The organism is Leisingera sp. NJS204 (assembly GCF_004123675.1).
Lineage (GTDB): Bacteria > Pseudomonadota > Alphaproteobacteria > Rhodobacterales > Rhodobacteraceae > Leisingera.
The window spans coordinates 21858-40973 of sequence record NZ_CP035417.1 but is presented as its reverse complement, the minus strand read 5'-3'; the positions used below and the strand labels follow the sequence as shown (position 1 = coordinate 40973).

The 19116-nt window shown below is 62.4% G+C and carries 18 protein-coding genes; 12 read left to right on the top strand and 6 right to left on the bottom strand.

The annotated features are described in order from the left end of the window. Positions 1–89: 89 nt before the first annotated feature. The gene (locus ETW24_RS00190; protein WP_129369241.1) at positions 90–317 is read left to right on the top strand and encodes a WGR domain-containing protein; all 228 of its coding nucleotides are present in this window, start codon (positions 90–92) and stop codon (positions 315–317) included. An 86-nt stretch (positions 318–403) separates the two neighbouring features. Here ETW24_RS00190 and ETW24_RS00185 read toward each other — a convergent pair whose 3' ends face one another. Then, positions 404–1603, bottom strand: coding sequence for a hydantoinase/carbamoylase family amidase (locus tag ETW24_RS00185; protein ID WP_129369240.1), 1200 nt, complete (start codon positions 1601–1603; stop codon positions 404–406). A 144-nt stretch (positions 1604–1747) separates the two neighbouring features. On the opposite strand from ETW24_RS00185, the gene ETW24_RS00180 reads away from it, so the two are divergent. From ETW24_RS00180 to ETW24_RS00165, 4 genes are read left to right on the top strand one after another with little or no spacing between them, the layout of a single operon-like run. Continuing rightward, complete coding sequence (locus ETW24_RS00180; RefSeq protein ID WP_129369239.1) at positions 1748–2398, top strand: histidine phosphatase family protein; 651 nt, start codon at positions 1748–1750, stop codon at positions 2396–2398. Positions 2399–2421: 23 nt separating this feature from the next. Beyond that, a complete protein-coding gene (locus tag ETW24_RS00175; RefSeq protein WP_129369238.1) occupies positions 2422–3036 on the top strand; it encodes a glutathione S-transferase family protein in 615 nt (204 codons plus the stop codon). 11 nt (positions 3037–3047) lie between these two features. Continuing rightward, on the top strand, positions 3048–4100 hold the full coding sequence (locus tag ETW24_RS00170) for a saccharopine dehydrogenase (RefSeq protein WP_129369237.1): 1053 nt from the start codon (positions 3048–3050) through the stop codon (positions 4098–4100). Positions 4101–4132: 32 nt separating this feature from the next. Next, positions 4133–5275: a saccharopine dehydrogenase family protein gene (locus ETW24_RS00165; RefSeq protein WP_129369236.1), complete on the top strand. Its 1143-nt coding sequence runs from the start codon at positions 4133–4135 to the stop codon at positions 5273–5275. A 69-nt stretch (positions 5276–5344) separates the two neighbouring features. Here ETW24_RS00165 and ETW24_RS00160 read toward each other — a convergent pair whose 3' ends face one another. Then, positions 5345–5668 carry a DUF3775 domain-containing protein gene (locus ETW24_RS00160; protein ID WP_027257190.1) on the bottom strand — a complete coding sequence of 108 codons (324 nt, stop codon included), beginning with the start codon at positions 5666–5668 and terminating at the stop codon, positions 5345–5347. Positions 5669–6290: 622 nt separating this feature from the next. Here ETW24_RS00160 and ETW24_RS00155 point away from each other — a divergent pair. The 3 genes from ETW24_RS00155 (at position 6291) to rpsO (ending at position 8326) form a co-directional block, all read left to right on the top strand. Continuing rightward, positions 6291–6803 carry a DUF1643 domain-containing protein gene (locus tag ETW24_RS00155; RefSeq protein ID WP_129369235.1) on the top strand — a complete coding sequence of 171 codons (513 nt, stop codon included), beginning with the start codon at positions 6291–6293 and terminating at the stop codon, positions 6801–6803. A gap of 85 nt (positions 6804–6888) precedes the next feature. Then, positions 6889–7896 (top strand): calcium-binding protein, encoded by a 1008-nt coding sequence (locus tag ETW24_RS00150; protein ID WP_254695662.1) that lies wholly within the window; start codon positions 6889–6891, stop codon positions 7894–7896. 160 nt (positions 7897–8056) lie between these two features. Then, positions 8057–8326 carry a 30S ribosomal protein S15 gene (gene rpsO / locus ETW24_RS00145; protein WP_129369234.1) on the top strand — a complete coding sequence of 90 codons (270 nt, stop codon included), beginning with the start codon at positions 8057–8059 and terminating at the stop codon, positions 8324–8326. A gap of 174 nt (positions 8327–8500) precedes the next feature. Here the strand turns inward: rpsO and ETW24_RS00140 are convergent, their stop codons facing one another. Together ETW24_RS00140 and deoC are read right to left on the bottom strand one after the other, a co-directional pair. Continuing rightward, positions 8501–10837, bottom strand: coding sequence for an aldehyde dehydrogenase family protein (locus ETW24_RS00140; RefSeq protein WP_129369233.1), 2337 nt, complete (start codon positions 10835–10837; stop codon positions 8501–8503). Positions 10838–10848: 11 nt separating this feature from the next. Further along, positions 10849–11838 (bottom strand): deoxyribose-phosphate aldolase, encoded by a 990-nt coding sequence (gene deoC / locus ETW24_RS00135; RefSeq protein WP_129369232.1) that lies wholly within the window; start codon positions 11836–11838, stop codon positions 10849–10851. A 246-nt stretch (positions 11839–12084) separates the two neighbouring features. On the opposite strand from deoC, the gene mutL reads away from it, so the two are divergent. Genes mutL through ETW24_RS00120 form a run of 3 tightly spaced genes read left to right on the top strand, consistent with a single transcriptional unit; the run spans position 12085 to position 16741 of the window. Continuing rightward, entirely contained in the window at positions 12085–14016 is a 1932-nt protein-coding gene (mutL, locus tag ETW24_RS00130; RefSeq protein ID WP_129369231.1) for a DNA mismatch repair endonuclease MutL, read from the top strand. Positions 14017–14047: 31 nt separating this feature from the next. Further along, positions 14048–15430, top strand: coding sequence for a DNA recombination protein RmuC (rmuC, locus tag ETW24_RS00125; protein ID WP_129369230.1), 1383 nt, complete (start codon positions 14048–14050; stop codon positions 15428–15430). After that, entirely contained in the window at positions 15431–16741 is a 1311-nt protein-coding gene (locus ETW24_RS00120) for an adenylate/guanylate cyclase domain-containing protein (RefSeq protein ID WP_129369229.1), read from the top strand. It begins immediately after the preceding gene. A gap of 41 nt (positions 16742–16782) precedes the next feature. Here ETW24_RS00120 and truB read toward each other — a convergent pair whose 3' ends face one another. Continuing rightward, positions 16783–17694: a tRNA pseudouridine(55) synthase TruB gene (truB, locus tag ETW24_RS00115; protein ID WP_129369228.1), complete on the bottom strand. Its 912-nt coding sequence runs from the start codon at positions 17692–17694 to the stop codon at positions 16783–16785. A 164-nt stretch (positions 17695–17858) separates the two neighbouring features. On the opposite strand from truB, the gene ETW24_RS00110 reads away from it, so the two are divergent. Continuing rightward, entirely contained in the window at positions 17859–18512 is a 654-nt protein-coding gene (locus ETW24_RS00110; RefSeq protein WP_129369227.1) for an RluA family pseudouridine synthase, read from the top strand. A gap of 9 nt (positions 18513–18521) precedes the next feature. Here ETW24_RS00110 and ETW24_RS00105 read toward each other — a convergent pair whose 3' ends face one another. After that, the gene (locus tag ETW24_RS00105) at positions 18522–19070 is read right to left on the bottom strand and encodes a helix-turn-helix domain-containing protein (RefSeq protein ID WP_164982656.1); all 549 of its coding nucleotides are present in this window, start codon (positions 19068–19070) and stop codon (positions 18522–18524) included. Positions 19071–19116 lie beyond the last annotated feature (46 nt).

Sequence of the window (19116 nt, the reverse complement as noted above, 5' to 3'; positions counted from 1 at the left end):
GCGCTGTCTTGCGCGCTCTGCGGCCTCACTTTCGTCAGCGCCGCATAGAGATTCTTGCCGCGGCGAATCGCTTGGCGTAGAATCAGGTCATGGCCACCTGTCTGCTCTACCGCCAAGCCCCTTCGCGCCCGTCCCGGTTCTACCGGATTGAGCTGGCGATGAACCTGTTTTCCGAGGTCTCCGTGCTGCGTGAATGGGGCATAGCCGGCGGCAACGGGCAAAGCGTCATCAACATCTACGGCAATCTGCGCGAGGCTTCCCTGGCTGCCGACAGGCACCGCAACCGGATGCTCAAACGCGGCTACGGACGGGGCTGACCGCGCCGCGCCAGCGGCGCCCGGCCCAACTGTGAGAGGGCATCCTGCAGGATGCCCGGGAACAGGCGGGAGTACCCGCCTGCAATTCACCCCGCCAGCGCCCGGGCCGCGCAGTCCAGCACCTGCAGCCCAAGCACCAAATCTGCCTCCGCCGTATCTTCTTCAAAGGCATGGCTTATGCCGCCGATCGAGGGCACAAACAGCATTGCCGCAGGCATCACCGTCGCAAGATTGGCCGCATCATGCAAAGCACCCGACGGCATCTTTTGCCACTTTCCCGGTGCCAACGCCTCTGCAGCGGCCCCCAACTCCGCCTGAAACCGCACATCCATTGCCGACGGTTCTATGCCCATCACCGGTCCAAGCTCTGATGCTGCGCCGTGACCGGCCGCAATCTCCCGCGCTGTCTCCTTGATGAGTGTTTCCATCCGCACCAGCCGGTCTGCATCAGCATCGCGCCATTGCACGGAAAATTCGACGCGCCCGGGCACAACAGAGGACGCATTGGGATGCAACGCCACATGACCGATAGTCCAGACCGTGGCAGGCGTCACCACATCAGCAAACCGGCTGTTCAGCGCCGCGTTGAAGGCAGACAGCACCTGAAACGCATCCCGCCGCAGGTGCATCGGCGTGGTGCCTGCGTGGTTCTGCCGACCGAAAAACGTGATCCGCATATCCTGGATGCCGACAATATCAGTCACCACCCCAAGCTTGAGTCCGGTTTCTTCCAAATAGGGACCTTGCTCGATATGCATTTCCAGAAATCCGCAGAACCGTTCAAGCGGCAGGAAATCCCCCGAAAACTCCGCCATCCGCGCCCGCATCCCGGCCAGGGTATTGCCGGCGTTGTCAGTGAACCCATCCGCCTCATCCAGCGCCAGCTTGCCGGTCCAAACATCCGATCCGGTCAGCACCCCGAACCGCCCCTCCTCATCCTGAAAACTGACGCAAGAAATGAGCGGCCCGCCGGCCTCCCGGGCTGCGCGGGCAATCTCCAGCCCGGCCACCACACCCAGCGCGCCGTCCAGCCAGCCGCCCTCGGGCTGGCTGTCGCTGTGCGACCCAACCAGCAGGCTGCGCTCCCCAGCCAGCCCGAACAGATTGCCAAGCGGGTCGAAATGCGGCTCTAATCCGCACTCTGTCATCCGTTCAGCCAGCCATTTCCGCGCCGCGATATCTGCTTCTGAAAACGCCGGCCGCACCACTCCCTTGCCTGCACCCGAGGCACCAAAGCTGCGCAGTTTATGAAGATCATCCAGAAAACGCTGAGGGTTAAGGGGCATGGCAAATCTCCCAATTGACAGATGCACATTGCTCCAGTTTTGCTCCCGCCCTCAATCAAATTGATCAAACCTGCACCCAGCCCGCCCTTCCCTCTGCCCGGAACCTCCCCTAAGACTTCCCCGGTAACAACGGAGCCGCCGCCCATGTCCCACATAACGCTGATCCGCCACGGCCAGGCCAATACCGGCGCCCGGGACGAGGCAAGTTATGACCGCCTCAGCGATCTGGGTCACCAGCAGGCGGCCTGGCTGGGGGACCATCTGCGCAGCACCGGCAGCCACCACCCGCGCGTCTACTGCGGGACCCTCAGGCGGCATATCGAAACCGCAGCCTCTATGGGCTTTGCCGATCCGGCGCAGGACGCGCGGCTGAACGAGATGGAGTATTTCACCCTCGCCGAGGCTATGCGCGATCAGCACGGCCTGCCAATTCCGAAAGAGCGCGAGGGCTTTGTCGATCATTTACCCAAGGTGTTTGCCGCTTGGGCCAAGGACGAAATCGCCGATCCCTACGAAAGCTGGGCCAGTTTCGAAACCCGCACCCAGGCCTGTCTGGAGGAAATCGCCGCAGGCGACGGCCCCGCAATGGTTGTCACCTCCGGCGGGCTGATTTCGATGGCCCTGCGGCAAGCGATGGGGCTGGACTCCGCCGCCATGGCCCGGGTTACGCTGGCGATCATGAACACCTCGATGCATCGTCTGTTCCCCATCGGCGGCCACCTGAGCCCGGTTTTGTTCAACGCAGTGCCGCATCTGGAAGCGCCGGACCGGCATTTTGCCCAGACACATCTTTGAACGTCCGAGAGGGAGGAAAAGACATGCAGCTTTATTACGCCCCCAACACCATCTCGGTGGCCGTGGCCATCGCGCTGGAAGAAGCCGGAATTGAATATGAGGCGGTGAAAATCGACTTTGCCGCCAAGGAACAGACCGGTCCGGCCTATGCCCAGATCAACCCCAAGGGCCGGGTGCCCGCACTGGCGGTCGAGGGCGGCATCCTGACCGAGACCGGCGCGCTGCTGGAATATATCGCTGATATGGCGCCCGAGGCCGGCTTGCGCCCGCAGGACCCGGTACTGCAGGCGCGGATGCGCGAGGTGATGTTCTACCTCGCCTCGACCATGCATGTGAACCATGCCCATATGCGGCGCGGCGCCCGCTGGGCCAGCAAGACCTCCAGCTACAAGGATATGCAGGCCAAGGTGCCGCAGACGATGATGGCCTCCTGCGAGTACATCAGCCAGGCCGGCCTGCGCGGACCCTTTGTGCTGGGCGAGACGGTCAGCCTCGCCGATTGCTACCTCTATGTGATCTGCACCTGGCTGGCGGGTGACGGGGTGAAGGTGGACGGCTTCCCCAAAATCCAGAATTTCATGACGGCAATGGAGCAGCGCGAGTCGATCCGCGCAGTCTATTCCAAGGGAATGCTTTGAAGGACATGACGATGACGCATCTGTGGGTACGGGCCGAACAGCGCCCGAATGAGGAGCGGGTCGGCCTGACCCCCGATGGCGCCAAGGCGCTGCTGTCAGGCGGCATCAGGGTCACGGTTGAGGAAAGCTCGGTCCGGGCGCTGCCGCTGCAGGGTTACATTGATGCCGGCTGCGACATTGCACCGGAAAACTCCTGGCCCCAGGCGCCTGCGGACGCAATCATCTTTGGCCTCAAGGAACTGCCCGAGGACGGCACCCCGCTGCCCCACCGCCACATCATGTTCGGCCATGCCTTCAAGGGCCAGCATTCCGGCAAGGCACTGCTGGAACGCTTCAAGGCCGGCGGCGGCACCCTTTATGATCTGGAATACCTGGTGGATGAAAGCGCCCGCCGGGTTGCTGCCTTTGGGTATTGGGCGGGCTATGCCGGCGCCGCGGTAACACTGAAGTCCTGGACCGCCCAGCAGCGCGGCGGAATCTGCGGCCCGGTTGGCGTCTATGGCGGCAAGGATGCGCTGCTGACGGATCTGGGCGCGGAACTTGATGCCCTGAACAAAGACCGCCCCTCTGCTATCGTGATCGGCGCGCTTGGCCGGGTCGGCACCGGCGCGGCAGATCTCTGCGAAGCGATGGGTGTCAAAGTCACCAAATGGGACATGGACGAGACCGCAAGCGGCGGACCTTTCCCGGAGATCCTGGCCCATGACCTGTTTCTCAACTGTATCTTCGCCCGTCCCGGCACTCCGGTCTTTGTCCCGCGCGAGGCGTTGACTGCGGACCGCAAGCTGACCGCCATCGGCGATGTCGCTTGCGACCCTGACAGTGACTACAATCCGGTGCCGGTCTATGACCGCGCGACCTCCTGGGATCAGCCTGCGCTGCGCGTCGCCGAACACCCGGTGCTGGATGTGATGGCAATCGACAACCTGCCCTCCATGCTGCCGGTGGAAAGCTCCGAAGACTATGCCGCTCAGCTGCTGCCCTCGCTGCTGACCCTGATCGATCTGAAGTCCGGCGTCTGGGGCCGGGCGGAAGCCACATTCAACGAACATCTTCCGGGCTGAATGCCGCCGGAACCAAGTAAGGGAGAACTCTCATGACAATTCACTGGTGCGGCACCGGCCTCTCCGCCATTCCCGGCCTTCGCCGCCTGCTGGAAGCGGGCCATGACGTGGCGGTCTGGAACCGGACCACCGACAAAGCGCGTGAGGCCGTCGGCGATCTGACCACTAACATTCACGCCTTCAGCATTGCCAACCTGGGCCAGATGCTGAGCCCGAAAGACGTCATCGTCTCAATGCTGCCCGGCGACTGGCACGTGCCGCTGGCCGAGCTGGCGATCGAGCACGGCGCGCATTTCGTCTCCTCCTCCTACATCGCGCCGGAAATGCGCGCACTGGACCAGAAGGCCAAGGATGCAGGCGTCTGCCTGATCAACGAGGTGGGCCTGGATCCGGGCATCGACCACCTGATGGCGCATGCGCTGGTGGCGGATTACAAAGCGTCTGATGCCTTTGACGCGGAAAACGAGATCAGCTTCATCTCCTATTGCGGCGGTATCCCCAAGACACCGAACCCGTTCCGCTACAAGTTCAGCTGGTCGCCGCTGGGCGTGCTGAAGGCGCTGCGTTCGCCCTCCAAATCGATCCGCGGCTTCAAGGAGCTGGACGTCGCCCGCCCCTGGGATGCGATCTCCTCCTATGAGGCGCCGCTGCCCGCACCCGAAAGTTTCGAGGTCTACCCGAACCGCGACTCGATCCCGTTCATGGCGCAGTATGAGTTCGGCGAGGACTGGAAAGTGAAGGAATTCGTCCGCGGCACCCTGCGCCTCAACGGCTGGGCCGATGCCTGGGCGGATGTCTTCAAGGAAGTCGAGACCCTCGAAGGCCCCGAAGGGGACGCCCGCCTCAAGGAAATGTCAGACCAGTTCTGGACCGAGAACGCCTATGACGAGGGCGAGCCGGACCGGGTGGTGCTCTGCGTTGGCCTGAAAGCGGAAAAAGACGGCACCGAAGCCTGGCATAAGACCTATGTGATGGACGCCTGGGGCGACGACCGCGGCACCGCAATGGCACGCCTGGTCTCCTATCCGGTGTCCTTTGCAATCGAGGCGGCCATGAACGGCAAGATCGCCGCCGGTGTACACGCCGCACCCAGCGACCTGGGCCTGGTCGAAAACTGGATGGGCGGGATCGGCAAGCTGGCCCAGCACCTTGAGATCGTCGATAGCAAGGCCTGAGGGCTTCTGGAAACAACAAGGGGCGCCGGATTGCGGCGCCCCCTATACCTTTTTTAACCGGTGCGGACCCTAGCGGCCGATCACATCATCTTCGACATCGTTCACATCAATCCCAAGCGCTTCCATGCCAGCCTCCAGATTGTCAGCCAGATGCGGCGTGCCGAGCAAGTAATCGACGGTCGGCGTGGTCGCTTCCTGCCGGGCGGTATAGATCGCTTCACCCAGTTCTTCCGGCTCGAAACTGCCGCGGCCGACCCACATGATGCCAACCAATTCCGACTGCTGATCTTCCCCCATCCGGTCGATGAAGGCGCGCAATTCCCCTTCAGCCCGGCCCAGTTCACGGGCCATCATCGCCACTTGTGCCACCTTACGGGCTGAAATCTCCAGCATTGCTACAATCCTTCTGTTCGCTGCCTCAGCATAGCAAACAGCAGGCCAAACGCCTAAGTCTTTGATCTGTGGCAAATGGAGCGCTGCTTAGCTGTTTGGTTCCAGGGGTTGATAGTGCGATCCATTCATTGGAATGGAAGGACGCCTTATGGGACAGATATTCCACGTCTGCGTCACGTCCTGTCACCCGGCAGGGTATTGCGAAGCGGCGGACCGCTGAGGATCAGAAAACCCGTCCCAATGAGCCCCGTTCAATCGTCCCTAATGAAGAAGATGAAGCCATGATCGTTGCTTTCAGGTGGCCTGCTCTCCGACCGCTGGACGACGGCCTTTGCCCCCCCTCTCAAGACACTCAGTGGACGCGCGCCATACAAATACATCTGCAAGATCCGGACTTCAGAGTCAGACAGTTTCATTGCGGGTCCGCTCCACCGGAAGCCAGGACAGAACACTATGGTGAGCAGCAACATTTCCATGAAAAACCTGTCCGAAAGAAACACAACGCCAACAGCTGCAATGTGCCGTGGTGCCCGGCAATGCCCTTAATGGGCGCTTCCCGGGGTGAAAATGAAACTTGGACAGTAAGCTTGGACAGTCGAAATGGCCCTGTTACAGACGGCTGATGATCACCCGAAGCCACACCAAGGGCGATGCGCCCTCAACCGCCGTCTATTCCGATTGCGAAACTTACCGCTACAGCCTGACCCGGGTTTGGGATCCTGCCGGACCGCGGGTGATGTTTGTGATGCTGAATCCGTCAACCGCAACCGAAGTGCAGAATGATCCGACCATCGAACGCTGCGAGCGCCGCGCACGGGCATTGGGGTTCGGCGGTTTCCGGGCCACCAACATCTTTGCCTGCCGGGTCACCGATCCGCGCGGGATGCGGCAACTGGAAGAGCCGGAAGGCCCGGGCAACATGGCAGCCATTTTGCACGGCGTTGATTGGGCTGGCATGGTGATCTGCGCCTGGGGCACCCATGGTGAGCACCGCGGGCAAGGGGAGCGGGTTGCGGCGCTGCTGCGCGCAACCGGAAAGCCGCTGCACCACCTCGGTCTCAGCAAGGCCGGCCACCCGAAGCACCCGCTTTACATCGCATACACTCAGCAACCAGAGCTTTGGCATCAGCGTTAGCGGGTTCTTCGGTTGCTGTTAACTGGTGTTCCCTATTTGTTTTGCATTTGCAATCAACGCGTGTGATCGTGCAATTGAGTTTTGAGTGTTTATTGAGGTTGAGTGGGCAATGTTGTGGCTGGCGAGTGTTCTGGGCCTTGTTGCAGTGGGCAGCGCGGTCCTGGTTGATACCGAAACCCCGGATGGGGAGGAGCCGTCCTCCGGCCCCGATCCGGAGGCGGACACCGGCGGGGGTGGGTCAGATGGCGGGTTTATCGAGCCGGGTGGCAGCACCGTAACCGGCACCGATGAAAATGACGTCATCGCGGGAACCGGGGCGGCTGACAGCCTTAGCGGCGGTGATGGCGATGATCTGCTTGGCGGTTACAGCGGTCATGACTGGATAGACGGGGGCCAGGGCAGCGATGTTCTGCATGGCGGTAGCGGAGATGACAGCCTGTCCGGCGGCACAGGCCAGGACCTGCTGCACGGCGAAGACGGTGCTGACGTGCTGCAGGGCGCCGCCGGAGAGGACAGTCTTTATGGGCATTTCGGGGATGACACGCTTCAGGGCGGCGGCGGTGCGGATCTGCTGCATGGCGGTCAGGGCGAAGATTGGCTGGAAGGCGGTGAAGGCCGGGACACACTGCACGGCAATGACGGCGATGACAGCCTAGTGGGCGGCGGCGGCGCCGACGCGCTGTTTGGCGGTTATGGAAATGATGTGGTGTCCGGTGCTGGGGACGGCACGGACCAAGACTATGTCAATGGCGGTGCCGGCGATGACACATTGATCGCCGGGGCGGGGGATGTGCTGACCGGCGGCACCGGCGAGGATCAGTTCATGGCCGGCAACTGGACCGGAACCGAACAGGCTGTGCAGCTGATGGATTTCGATACGGATGAAGATAAGCTGGTGCTGGTTTGGGATTTTGAGGACGGCGAAGAGCCTTCCGTAGAGCTGCAGCAGAACCCTGAGGCAGAGGACGAGCAGGTCATTCTTGTCGACGGCGAGCCTGCCTTGCGGGTCACCGGAGCCGGCGTGCTGACTGCGGCGGATCTGGTGCTGATCGACACAGCTTCAGCCGCTGCTATCGGGTTGCTGCCGCAGTAGGCCCGCGCAGATCCACCGGCTGGCAGTTAATCTTTGCCTTTACAACGGAAACGTCATATATGCGCGCATCTGCTGCGATTCTGCGGCGGATATCTCCATGGGCCTGTGCTGGACGACATCCCGGCCTGAGCCATCCACTCTAACCTTTAAGGAGACCCCGATGTCGATCACTGCAGAAGAAAAAACCCGCCTGATGAAAGAATTCGCAACCAAGGACGGCGACACCGGTTCGCCGGAAGTCCAGGTTGCAATCCTGACCTCGCGCATCAACACCCTGACTGAGCACTTCAAAACCCACAAGAAGGACAACCACGGCCGCCGTGGCCTTCTGAAGATGGTTGCTCAGCGCCGCAAGCTGCTGGACTACACCAAAGGCAAGGACGTGTCCCGTTACCAGGACCTGATCAAACGCCTGGGTATCCGCCGCTAATCCGCGCTTATCCCGGATTTTTTACGCCCGTTCCGAAAGGAGCGGGCGTTTTCTTTTGCGCGCAAACCCTGTCTTGGGCCTGGAACGCCGGCAAGGCCGGATAGAGAACGCCGCCCCGAATGGAGCGGCGCTTTTATGTCTTGGCCAGAAGCGGGAAAGCTCTGGGGTCCTGTTTCACTCGCCGTAGGGCACCCAGATGTTCTTGATCTCGGTGGCTTCTTGCAGGAAACGCTTGCTGTGGTCCTGCGTCCAGTCCATCGCGGTGGCGTTGTTGACCCAGGTGCGCTTCAGGTTGCCTGCGGAAGCTGCCTCGATTGATGCCGACAGATCTGAGGAGGAAAAGCTCCAGACCGCATCCACGTTCAGATGCGACGCCAGCGGTTTTGCCAGCTCGGCGTGGCTGCCGGTCAGGATGTTAACCACGCCTGCGGGCACGTCTGATGTTTCCAAAACCTGGTAGAAATCGGTGGCCGCCAGCGGGAAAGGTTCGCAGGACGCCAGCACCACCCGGTTGCCCATGGCAATTGCAGGCGCCATTGCCGAGACCAGACCCAGCAGCGGTGCCTCGTCGGCGCAGAGCACGCCAATCACACCGGCGGGTTCCTTCATTGCAAGCGCCACGCCGCGGATCGGTACGCCGTGGACCTGACCGTCATATTTGTCGGCCCATGCAGCCGCAGTGAACAGGCGCTGGATCGAGGCCTCGACCTCAGCCGCACCGGTCTTCTTGCCGGTCATTGCGTCAATGCGGGCGGCAAATTCCGCGGCTCGGGCCGAGAGGTTCTCGCCGATATAATATAGGATCTGTGCCCGAAGATGCCCGGTGGTCCTGGACCATTTTCCGGCGCCGGCGGCGGCTTCAACCGCGTTGCGGACATCCTTGCGGCTGCCAAGGCCGACGTGGCCCAGCAGCGTGCCGGATTTGCCATAAACCGCTCGGGAGTATCCGCTGTCCGGGCGGGTCTGCTTGCCGCCGACATACATCTTGGCGGTACGGTCCAGCGGGTCTGCCGGGGCGCCAATGCCCTCGAACGGCTCCACCCTAGCCAGACGTTTGACTGCAGTCTTGGGGCGGGTATAGGCGGTCAAGCCCTCCCAGCCGCCCTCGCGTCCAAAGCCGCTCTCACGCACACCGCCAAAACCTGCAGCGGCGTCGAACATGTTGGTGCCGTTGATCCAAACAACGCCGGCCGCCAGTTTCGGCGCCATGCCGAGTGCCAGGTTCACGTTCTCGGTCCAAAGCGTCGCAGCAAGGCCGTAGCGGGTGTTGTTGGCCAGCTCCACCGCTTCTTCGGGAGTGCGGAAAGTGCAGGAGACCAGCACCGGGCCAAAGATTTCCTCCTGCATCAGCGGATCGGCAGGCGACAGGCCTTCAATCAGCGTCGGCGGGTAGAAACAGCCGCCTTCTGGCATTTTCACCTGGGCCTGGTGCATGGTGCCGGCCTGGTTGGCTGCGACCATGCTGCTGATGGTATCCAGCTGCACCGGGTCGACGACGGCGCCGACGTCGATGCATTTATCCAGCGGGTTGCCGATGCGCAGGCCGTCCATCCGGGCCTTGAGCTTGGTGTGGAACCGCCCGGCGATGCCTTCCTGCACCAGCAGGCGCGAGCCGGCGCAGCAGACCTGACCCTGGTTGAACCAGATCGCATCGACCAGCCCTTCGATAGCTGAATCAATATCGGCGTCGTCAAAAACGATGTAGGGGGACTTGCCGCCCAGCTCCAGCGTCAGCGCCTTGCCGCTGCCTGCGGTGGCCTCGCGGATCCGGCGGCCAACTGAGGTGGAACCGGTGAAGGCGACCTTATCCACATCTGCCGCGGTGATCATTTCGCCCACGGCACCGTCGCCGGTGACGATGTTGACGACGCCCTTGGGCAGGCCCGCCTGATGGCAGATGTCGGCAAACAAAAGCGCTGTGAGCGAAGTGTACTCTGCCGGTTTCAGCACCACCGTGTTGCCCATGGCGATTGCAGGCGCGATCTTCCAGGCCAGCATCAGGAGCGGGAAATTCCACGGGATGATCTGGCCGCAAACACCTAAGGCCTCGGCATCCGGCAGTTCGCTTTCCATCAGCTGGGCCATGCCTGCGTGATAGTAGAAATGCCGCTGGGCCAGCGGGATATCGATATCGCGGGATTCGCGGATCGGCTTGCCGTTATCGAGCGTTTCCAGCACTGCAAACAGGCGGGAATGTTTTTGCAACAGCCGGGCAATAGCATAGAGGTATTTGGCGCGGCCCGGCCCGCCTAGACCGGCCCAGCCGCCCTGCGCCTTGCGGGCTGCTTCAACGGCGCTGTCGACGTCTGCTTGCGTGGCTTGGGTCAGGGTCGCCAAAACTTCACCGGTGGCTGGGTTTTTACTGTCAAATCCTTCGCCAGGGGCGGTGAACTCGCCGTTGATGAAATGGCCGAACCGGCTGCCCTGATCGACCAGCCAGGCCAGTGCCTCGGCGGCGCTTTCGGGGGCGGGGCCGTATTCCATGGTGTCGAAAATCTCTTTGATGGTCATGTGTTCAGCCCTCAGCCCATGGAATGGCGGTAGCCGGCGGAGTATGCCCCGGTGACATGGTGTTCCAGCTGACGCTCGATATCGCCCAGCAGTGACGAGGCGCCAAAACGGAACAGATCAGGCTGCAGCCAGCGGTCGCCCAGTTCGTCCTTGATCAGTGCCAGATAGACGAGTGCATCCTTGGCCTTGGAAATGCCGCCCGCTGGCTTATAGCCGACGCGGTGGCCGGTACGGTCGTAATAGTCGCGGATTGCGCGGATCATCACCAGGCTGACAGGCAGAGTAGCGTTGACGCTTTCCTTGCCGGTGGAGGTCTTGATGAAATCGGCCCCTGCCATCATGCAGATCAGCGAGGCACGGGCGACGTTTCGCAAGCTGCCCAATTCGCCGGTCGCCAGGATCGCCTTCACATGGGCGTCGCCGCAGGCCTGGCGGAAGGCCTTCATCTCGTCATAAAGCGCCTGCCAATTGCCGGTCAGAACATGGCGGCGCGAGATCACGATGTCGATTTCCCCGGCGCCTGCCTTGACGCTTTCCTCAATCTCCGCCAGCCGCAGATGGAAGGGCGACAGGCCGGCCGGAAAGCCAGTGGAGACCGCGGCAACCGGAATGCCAGTGCCGTGCAATGCGGCAACCGCGGTGGGGATCATGTCGTGATAGACGCAAACCGCCCCGGTGGTGAGACCTTCCATGCCCAATGTGCGTAGAACACCGGCGCTGACCGGCTGCCGGGCCTTGGCGCACAGACGGCGGACCCGGCCCTCGGTGTCGTCACCGGACAGGGTGGTGAGGTCAATGAGGCTGATGGCTTTCAAAAGCCAGGCGGCCTGATGGTCCTTTTTTACACTGCGGCGGCCCGGCAAGGTGGCGCAGCGGCGTTCGATGGCCGATGTATTGGCCTGCACGGCGGCGACCCAGTCCAGGTCCAGCGCCATGCCCGGATTGCGCGGCTCGGCCAGCTGCGGCAGCTGCGCGCTTCGTTCAGCGATTTGGCTTTCCATTCGGGGAGTCCTCAGCAGAGTTCCGTGCGAAATTCGCACGGGTGCGGCATATTGGCAAGCAAGGCTAAGGATTGCAGGCGGCTTTTTTGACTGATTGGACAAAATATTGGTGCGCGGGCTGCAATGACGCTCTGAAAACCGGGAAGATGCAGGTGGTTTGATGCGAAAATCTTCTTTTACGCGTCTCCGGCCAAAGCCGCGCGCATTCCAGTGGCAGAATCAGCTCCGCATGCTAAATTTAGCGGTATGAGCAGTGCAGAACCCCATATCAGCGACAAAACGCGACCAATCATCCGCCAGCTGGATGACAGCGCCATCAACCGGATTGCCGCTGGCGAGGTGGTGGAACGCCCCGCTTCAGCGGTCAAAGAGCTGGTGGAGAATGCCATTGATGCCGGCGCCGCCCGCATCACCGTAGAAATCGCCGATGGCGGCAAGACGCTGATCCGGGTGAGTGATGACGGCTGCGGCATGACGCCGGAGGACTTGCCGTTGGCATTGTCCCGCCACGCGACCTCCAAGATCGACGGCTCGGACCTGCTGAACATCCATACCTTCGGATTCCGCGGCGAGGCGCTGCCTTCTTTGGGGGCTGTTGGGCGGCTGACAATCACCAGCCGCGCTGCAGGGCATGAGGCGGCGCAGATCCGGGTCTCCGGCGGCAGGCTGGAGCCGGTGAAACCCGCCGCCTTGCGGGCAGGCACCATAGTCGAGCTGCGCGATCTGTTCTTTGCTACACCGGCGCGGCTCAAGTTCATGCGCACCGACCGGGCCGAGAGCCAGGCGATTTCCGACACGGTGAAACGGCTGGCAATGGCAGAGCCTTCGGTAGGGTTCACGCTGCGCGATGTATCGGGCGGCGGTGAGGGGCGGGTGACCTTCCGCGCCGATCCTTTACCGGGCGATCTGTTTGATGCGCTGCACGGGCGGCTAGCCTCGGTTCTGGGGCGTGATTTTGCCGAGAACGCGTTGAAGATTGATGCCGCCCGCGAGGGGATCCGCCTGTTTGGCTATGCGGCGCTGCCGACCTATTCGCGCGGCGCTGCGGTGGCGCAGTTCCTGTTCGTGAACACGCGCCCGGTAAAGGACAAGATGCTGACCGGGGCCTTGCGCGCGGCGTATTTCGATTTCCTCAGCCGCGACCGGCATCCTGCAGCGGCGCTGTTCATCGATTGCGACCCGCAGCTGGTCGATGTGAATGTGCATCCTGCCAAATCCGAGGTGCGCTTCCGCGACCCCGGACTGGCACGCGGGCTGATCGTGTCTGCCCTGCGCCATGCGCTGGCAGAGGCCGGGCACCGCGCATCAACCACAGTGGCAGGCGCCACGCTGGGGGCCATGAAACCGGAACAGCCCACGGCGACAGGTGCGCCGCGGATATATCAGATGGACCGGCCGTCCATGGGCGCACGCAGCAGCGCCTACGCGGCGCAAGCCCCCGGTTTGCCGCAAATATCTTCCTTCGATGCGCCGCCATCGCCAGGATTTGCCGAATTGCAGGGGTCCTACAGCGGGCGGGTCACAGAGGTGCCAATGGCTCCAATGGCCCCGGGTCAGGCCTCGGATGCGTCCGGGGCCACCGTGCCCGGGGCCGAACAGCTGCCGTTGGGGGCGGCGCGCGGCCAGGTGCATGAGAATTACATCATCGCCCAGACTGCCGACGGCATGGTGATCGTCGACCAGCACGCAGCCCATGAGCGGCTGGTCTATGAAAAGCTGAAACATCAGATGGCAGAGAATGGCGTTGCGGCCCAGGCGCTCTTGATACCGGAGATTGTCGAGCTGAGCGACAATGACTGTGCCTGCCTTCTGGGCGTGGCTGATGAGCTTGCGAAATTCGGCCTTGGCATTGAGGCCTTTGGCGGCGCTGCTGTTGCAGTGCGGGAAACCCCCGCGATCCTGGGCGAGGTCAACGCTGAAGCGATGATCAAGGATATTCTGGACGAACTGTCCGACCAGGGCGGAACCCAGCTGGTGCAAGCCAAGATCGAGGCTATCCTGAGCCGGGTTGCCTGCCATGGCTCGATCCGCTCAGGAAGGCGGATGCGGGGCGAGGAAATGAATGCTCTGCTGCGCGAGATGGAGGCAACGCCCCATTCCGGCCAGTGCAACCACGGCCGTCCCACCTATGTGGAACTGAAACTGGCAGATATCGAGCGCCTGTTCGGGCGCACCTGAACAAGAACCCCCGGTAAAGGGAGGACGAGCAGTGACACTGGAACAGGCCCAATGGGCCATTTACGCGCTGGCTGGTCTGGCCGCTGTTTTTGCCCTGGCCGGGCTGCGGCTGCGAGGCGCGGCCCGGCAGTTGGAACAGGCCAATGCAGGTCTGAGCCAGGAGGCGGCCGGGCTTCGGGCGGAGGTCAAGCGGTTGCCGGAGCTGAACGATGAGCTGGCAACCCTGCGCCGCACCAGCGATAATGAACGTGCCGCCCGGTATCAGGCTGAGGCACAAGTACAAGCGCTGAAGGCAGAACATGCAGCGCGGCTGGAAGAGCTCAAGCAGATGAATGCGCAGATGGAGCACAAATTTGCGGCGCTGGCCTCGGGCGTGCTGAAGCAGAACTCGGAAAGCTTCCTGAGCCTGGTCAGCGAGCGGTTTCAGGCACATAGCAAATCCGCGGATGCGGATCTGGCCAAGCGCCACGCAGCGATTGAAGGCTTGGTAAAGCCGCTGGATCAGAAGCTGGGTCAGTTCGGTGAGCGGATCAAGGAAATCGAGAAGGCCCGCAATGAGGCCTATGGCGCGATCCAGACGCAGGTAAAGCATTTGGCCGATGGCCAGGCGGCGTTGGGCGGCGAGACCCGCAAGCTGGTGCAAGCCCTGCGCGCGCCCAAGACCCGCGGCCGTTGGGGCGAGATGCAGCTGCGTCAGGTTTTTGAGATGGCCGGGATGGCCGAGCATGTTGACTATGAGCTGGAGAAAAGCGTCGGCACCGATGACGGTCTGCGCCGCCCCGATGCAATAGTGCGCATCCCCGGCGGCAAGAGCATCGTAGTGGATGCCAAGACCCCGCTGGAAGGCTATCTGGACGCGTTGGAGGCCGAAACGCCCGATCAGCAGCAGCAGGCGCTGCTGCGCCATTCGGGCCATGTGAAAACCCATGTGCGTCAGCTTGCGTCGAAATCCTATCAAAGCGCGCTGGGAGAGACGCCGGACTTTGTGGTGATGTTCATCCCCGGTGAGACCTTCGTGTCCGCGGCAGTGGAGGCGGATCCGGGATTGATTGAATATGCCTTTGAAAACAAGGTTCTGATCGCCACGCCAACCACCCTGATGGCGCTGGTCAAGTCCATTGCCTATGGCTGGCAGCAGGAGAAGATGGCGGAAAACGCAATCGAAGTGCAAAAGACTGCCAAAGAACTCTATGACCGGCTGGCGACGTTTTCCAAGAACCTGGCCTCCGTCGGCAAGTCACTGTCGTCATCGGTGAACAACTACAACAAGGCCGTTGGCTCATTGGAGGCCCGCGTGCTGCCTTCGGCCCGCCGGTTCGAGGCAATGGGCGTGGTGGCTAACGGCGCGGAACTGGAAGATCCTGGCCAGGTGGAAGTCGAGCCGCGCCAGGTGGCGCTGCTGGCGGAGGAGTAGATGCGGTTGCCGCTGGTTTCAGGCGCGGGCAACCTCAACCCCGGCGGGGCGGTGCTGCTGCGTGCGGCGGAATTAGAAGCCGAGCGCATTGTGGCACTCTTGCGGATTGCCGTGTCTGCCGGGCTGCTGGCGGCCTTGGTTCTTGCGGTTGATGCAGTGCAGACGGTGGGCCAGGACTACCTCTGGCACCAAGTCGGCCTGGCGGCGGCAACCCTACTTGCCTATCTTACGGTTGGAGTCCTGAGTTTTGCGGCTATCCGCAAAGGCGTGTTCCAGCACTGGATGATCTGGGCTGCAGTGACCGCGGACGGTGTCTTTCTTTTCCTGAATTCCTGGTTGTCTTTGGTGAATTCCGGGCTGTCCGGCGAAGTTGTCTTTGCCATGCCTTCGGCCTGGATGGCACCGCTGATCCTGGCTTTTGGCGTGTTGCGTTTCAACCCTCTGCTGCTGGGATACCAAGTGCTGCTGGTTGCGGCCGGACTTTTGTGGCTGGTTCTGTGGGAACCGGCAATCGTCTCTGACGCTGCCATGCAGCGGGTGCATCTGGCCATGGCCACACCCCCCAATCTGATGCGGGTGCTGATGGTGGCGCTGGCTGGTTTGGTGCTGATGGTGGCGGCACTTCGGATGCGGGGCCTTCTGCACCGCTCCATAGAAGAAACGCGGCAGAAGGCCAATCTGACTCGTTATCTGCCGGCCCAGATGGCGGGCCGCCTTGCCGGCGGCGGGCTGGAGGCGTTGCAGGAAGGCCGCCAGCAGAAAATGGCGATCCTATTCATTGATATCCGCGGTTTCACCAGCTGGTGCGAGGGCCGCGAGCCGCAAGATGTCAGCAGGCTGATCACCGAGTTCCGCACCCGTGTCGAATTGGTGGCTGGCCGGACTGGCGGTCTGATCGACAAATACATCGGCGACGCAGCGATGATCCTGTTTGAGGGTGAACGGGCTGCAGCGCGGGCGCTGGATTGCGCCGAAGGGCTGCTTGTGGAAATGGAGGCTTGGCGCCAGGAACGGGAGGCTACTGGAGAGACCGGCCTGGCCGCTGGGATCGGAGTGCATTGGGGTGAGGTGTTTTCGGGTGTCACCGGCACACCTGCACGGCTGGAATATTCCGTGTTCGGAGACACGGTGAACACTGCGGCGCGGCTGGAGCAGCTGACCAAGACAAATGACACGGCGCTGATCGCGTCTGCAACCTTGCTGCAGGAAGCCGGTACAGAGCCCGCGCGCGGCGGCTGGACCGCGCTGCCGGCGGAGCAATTGCGCGGACGCCGCAGCGGGCTCGCGCTGTTCGCAAAGGCGCAAGCCTAGCAACTGTATTGTTCAGACGGTCTCGACCGGTTCCAGGCAGATCATTCCGGCTGCACAAACACCCGGCTCGGGTGCAATTCACCAGCCTTGTAGATCCCCACAGCCACCGCCTGCCCGTCCAGCGAAGCCCAAGCTTCATCGCCGTACTCCACATCCGCGGCCATCACCATGCCCGGGTTGCCATTGCGCAAGCGCACTGCACCCTGCGGAGTGCATTTCAGCTCGGGCAGGTCGGCAAGCCCTTCTTCCAGAGGCCGCAGATACTGATCCAGATCAGTGGATTTCGCCAAATCATCCACCAGTTCCAGCGAGACGCCGTCTTCGGCATCAAACGGGCCGGACCAGGTCCGCCGAAGCTGCTTCACATGGCCATGGCAGCCCAGCGCCGCACCCAGATCGCGGGCGATTGAGCGCACATATCCGCCTTTGCCGCAGGTCATCTCCAGCACCACGTGGTCTTCGTCGGGACGGTCCAGCAGGATCAGCTCTTCAACCCACAGCGGGCGGGCAGAAAGCTCTACCTCTTCGCCGTCACGCGCCAGCTTGTAAGCACGCTGGCCGTCAATCTTCACCGCGGAGAACTTGGGCGGCACCTGCATGATCTCGCCCAGGAACGGCAGCAGCGCATCCTTAATCTGTTCGTCGGTGGGGCGCTCGGCGCTTTCGGCAATCACCTCGCCCTCGGCATCGTCGGTATTGGTTGCAGAACCCAGCCGCACAGTGAAGGTATAGGCCTTCAACGCGTCGGTTATATAAGGCACAGTCTTGGTTGCCTCGCCCAGCGCCACGGCCAGAACACCGGTTGCCTCGGGGTCCAGGGTGCCCGCATGGCCTGCCTTCTTGGCATCCAGCGCCCAGCGCACCTTGTTCACAACTGCCGTGCTGGTCAGCCCCGCGGGCTTGTCCACCACCAGCCAGCCGGAAATATCGCGCCCTTTGCGTTTGCGTGCCATGCCTAGTCCCCATGTGTATGTGAGGCGCGCCAGTTACCGGATCGCCGGGACAGTGTCAATTTAGCAAATGCCAGGTCCCGAAGGAAAGCCTGGAAAGAAGCCCCATGGGGACCGGTTCAGGCCAGTGCTTGCCCCTGCCTGCCAGTGGCGCTAGGCAGGCGGTCATGGCCGTTTCAAGCGAATACACCCCGCCGCAGGACCCGCTGGAGATCCTGCACCACGACGCCGAGCTGCTGGCGGTAAACAAGCCTGCCGGGCTGCTGTCGGTACCAGGCCGCGGCGCGCATCTGGCCGATTGCCTGATCACACGCATTCAGACCGTATTCCCCGAGGCGTTGCTGGTTCATCGGCTGGACCGGGATACGTCGGGTGTGATGGTGTTCGGTCTCACCCCGCATGCGCAGCGGCATCTGTCGATGCAGTTTGAAAAGCGCACGGCGAAAAAGGCCTATGTGGCGCAGGTGGCTGGCAGGCTGGAGCCGCGCAGCGGCACAGTGGAACTGCCGCTGATTGTGGATTGGCCGAACCGGCCAAAACAGATGGTCTGCAATGAGAGCGGCAAGCCTGCCGTCACCGACTGGCGGGTGATTAAATACGAGGACGGTGCTACCCGGGTGCGGCTGACACCGAAGACCGGGCGCACTCATCAGCTGCGGGTGCATATGCTGTCGCTGGGCCACCCGATCCTGGGCGACCCGCTTTATGCCAGCGGTGCGGCAAAGGAGTGTCCGCGGCTCATGCTGCATTCCCAGGAACTGCGGATCAAACACCCGGACAGCGGCGAGTCGCTGAAATTCCGGGTGAAGCCGGAGTTCTGAGGGCCCCGGTCAGGGCGCCTCCATCACCATCAGGAACAATGTGCCGGACCGCGTCGCCTCATAGCTATGCGGGTGGTCGCCGGGAAAGCTGTAGTAATCGCCCGGCCACAGCAGCTCCTCCTGCCCTTCCAGCCCTGCCCGCATCTGCCCGGAACAGACCAGCATATGCTCCACTGTGCCGCGCGGGTGCGGCGCGGCGCGGCGGATCTCTCCCGGCTGCATCACCACGCGATAGACATCCCGGCGCACATTCGGCGGGCTGCGGGACAAGAGGACGGCAGCAAAGTCTGACTGCTCCGACTCCAGCACTTCACCTTCGCTCGCGCGGATCAGCTTGGTCGCGGGTGCCTCCGTTTCAAACAGCAAGCTCAGCGGAACGTCCAGCGCTGCGGCCAGTGCCCAAAGCGTCTCGACACTGGGATTTCCGTTACCGGCTTCAAGCTGCGAAAGGGTTGATTTTGCAATTCCAGCCTGGGCTGCCAGCCCCGACAGCGACATCCCCGCGCGGCTGCGCTCACGCTGGATGGCGGCAGCAATCATTTGATGGGGCGCTGACATGTTCGATATTTCGCCTTTCCGTTCGGCTTGACGAACGGACGTGCCG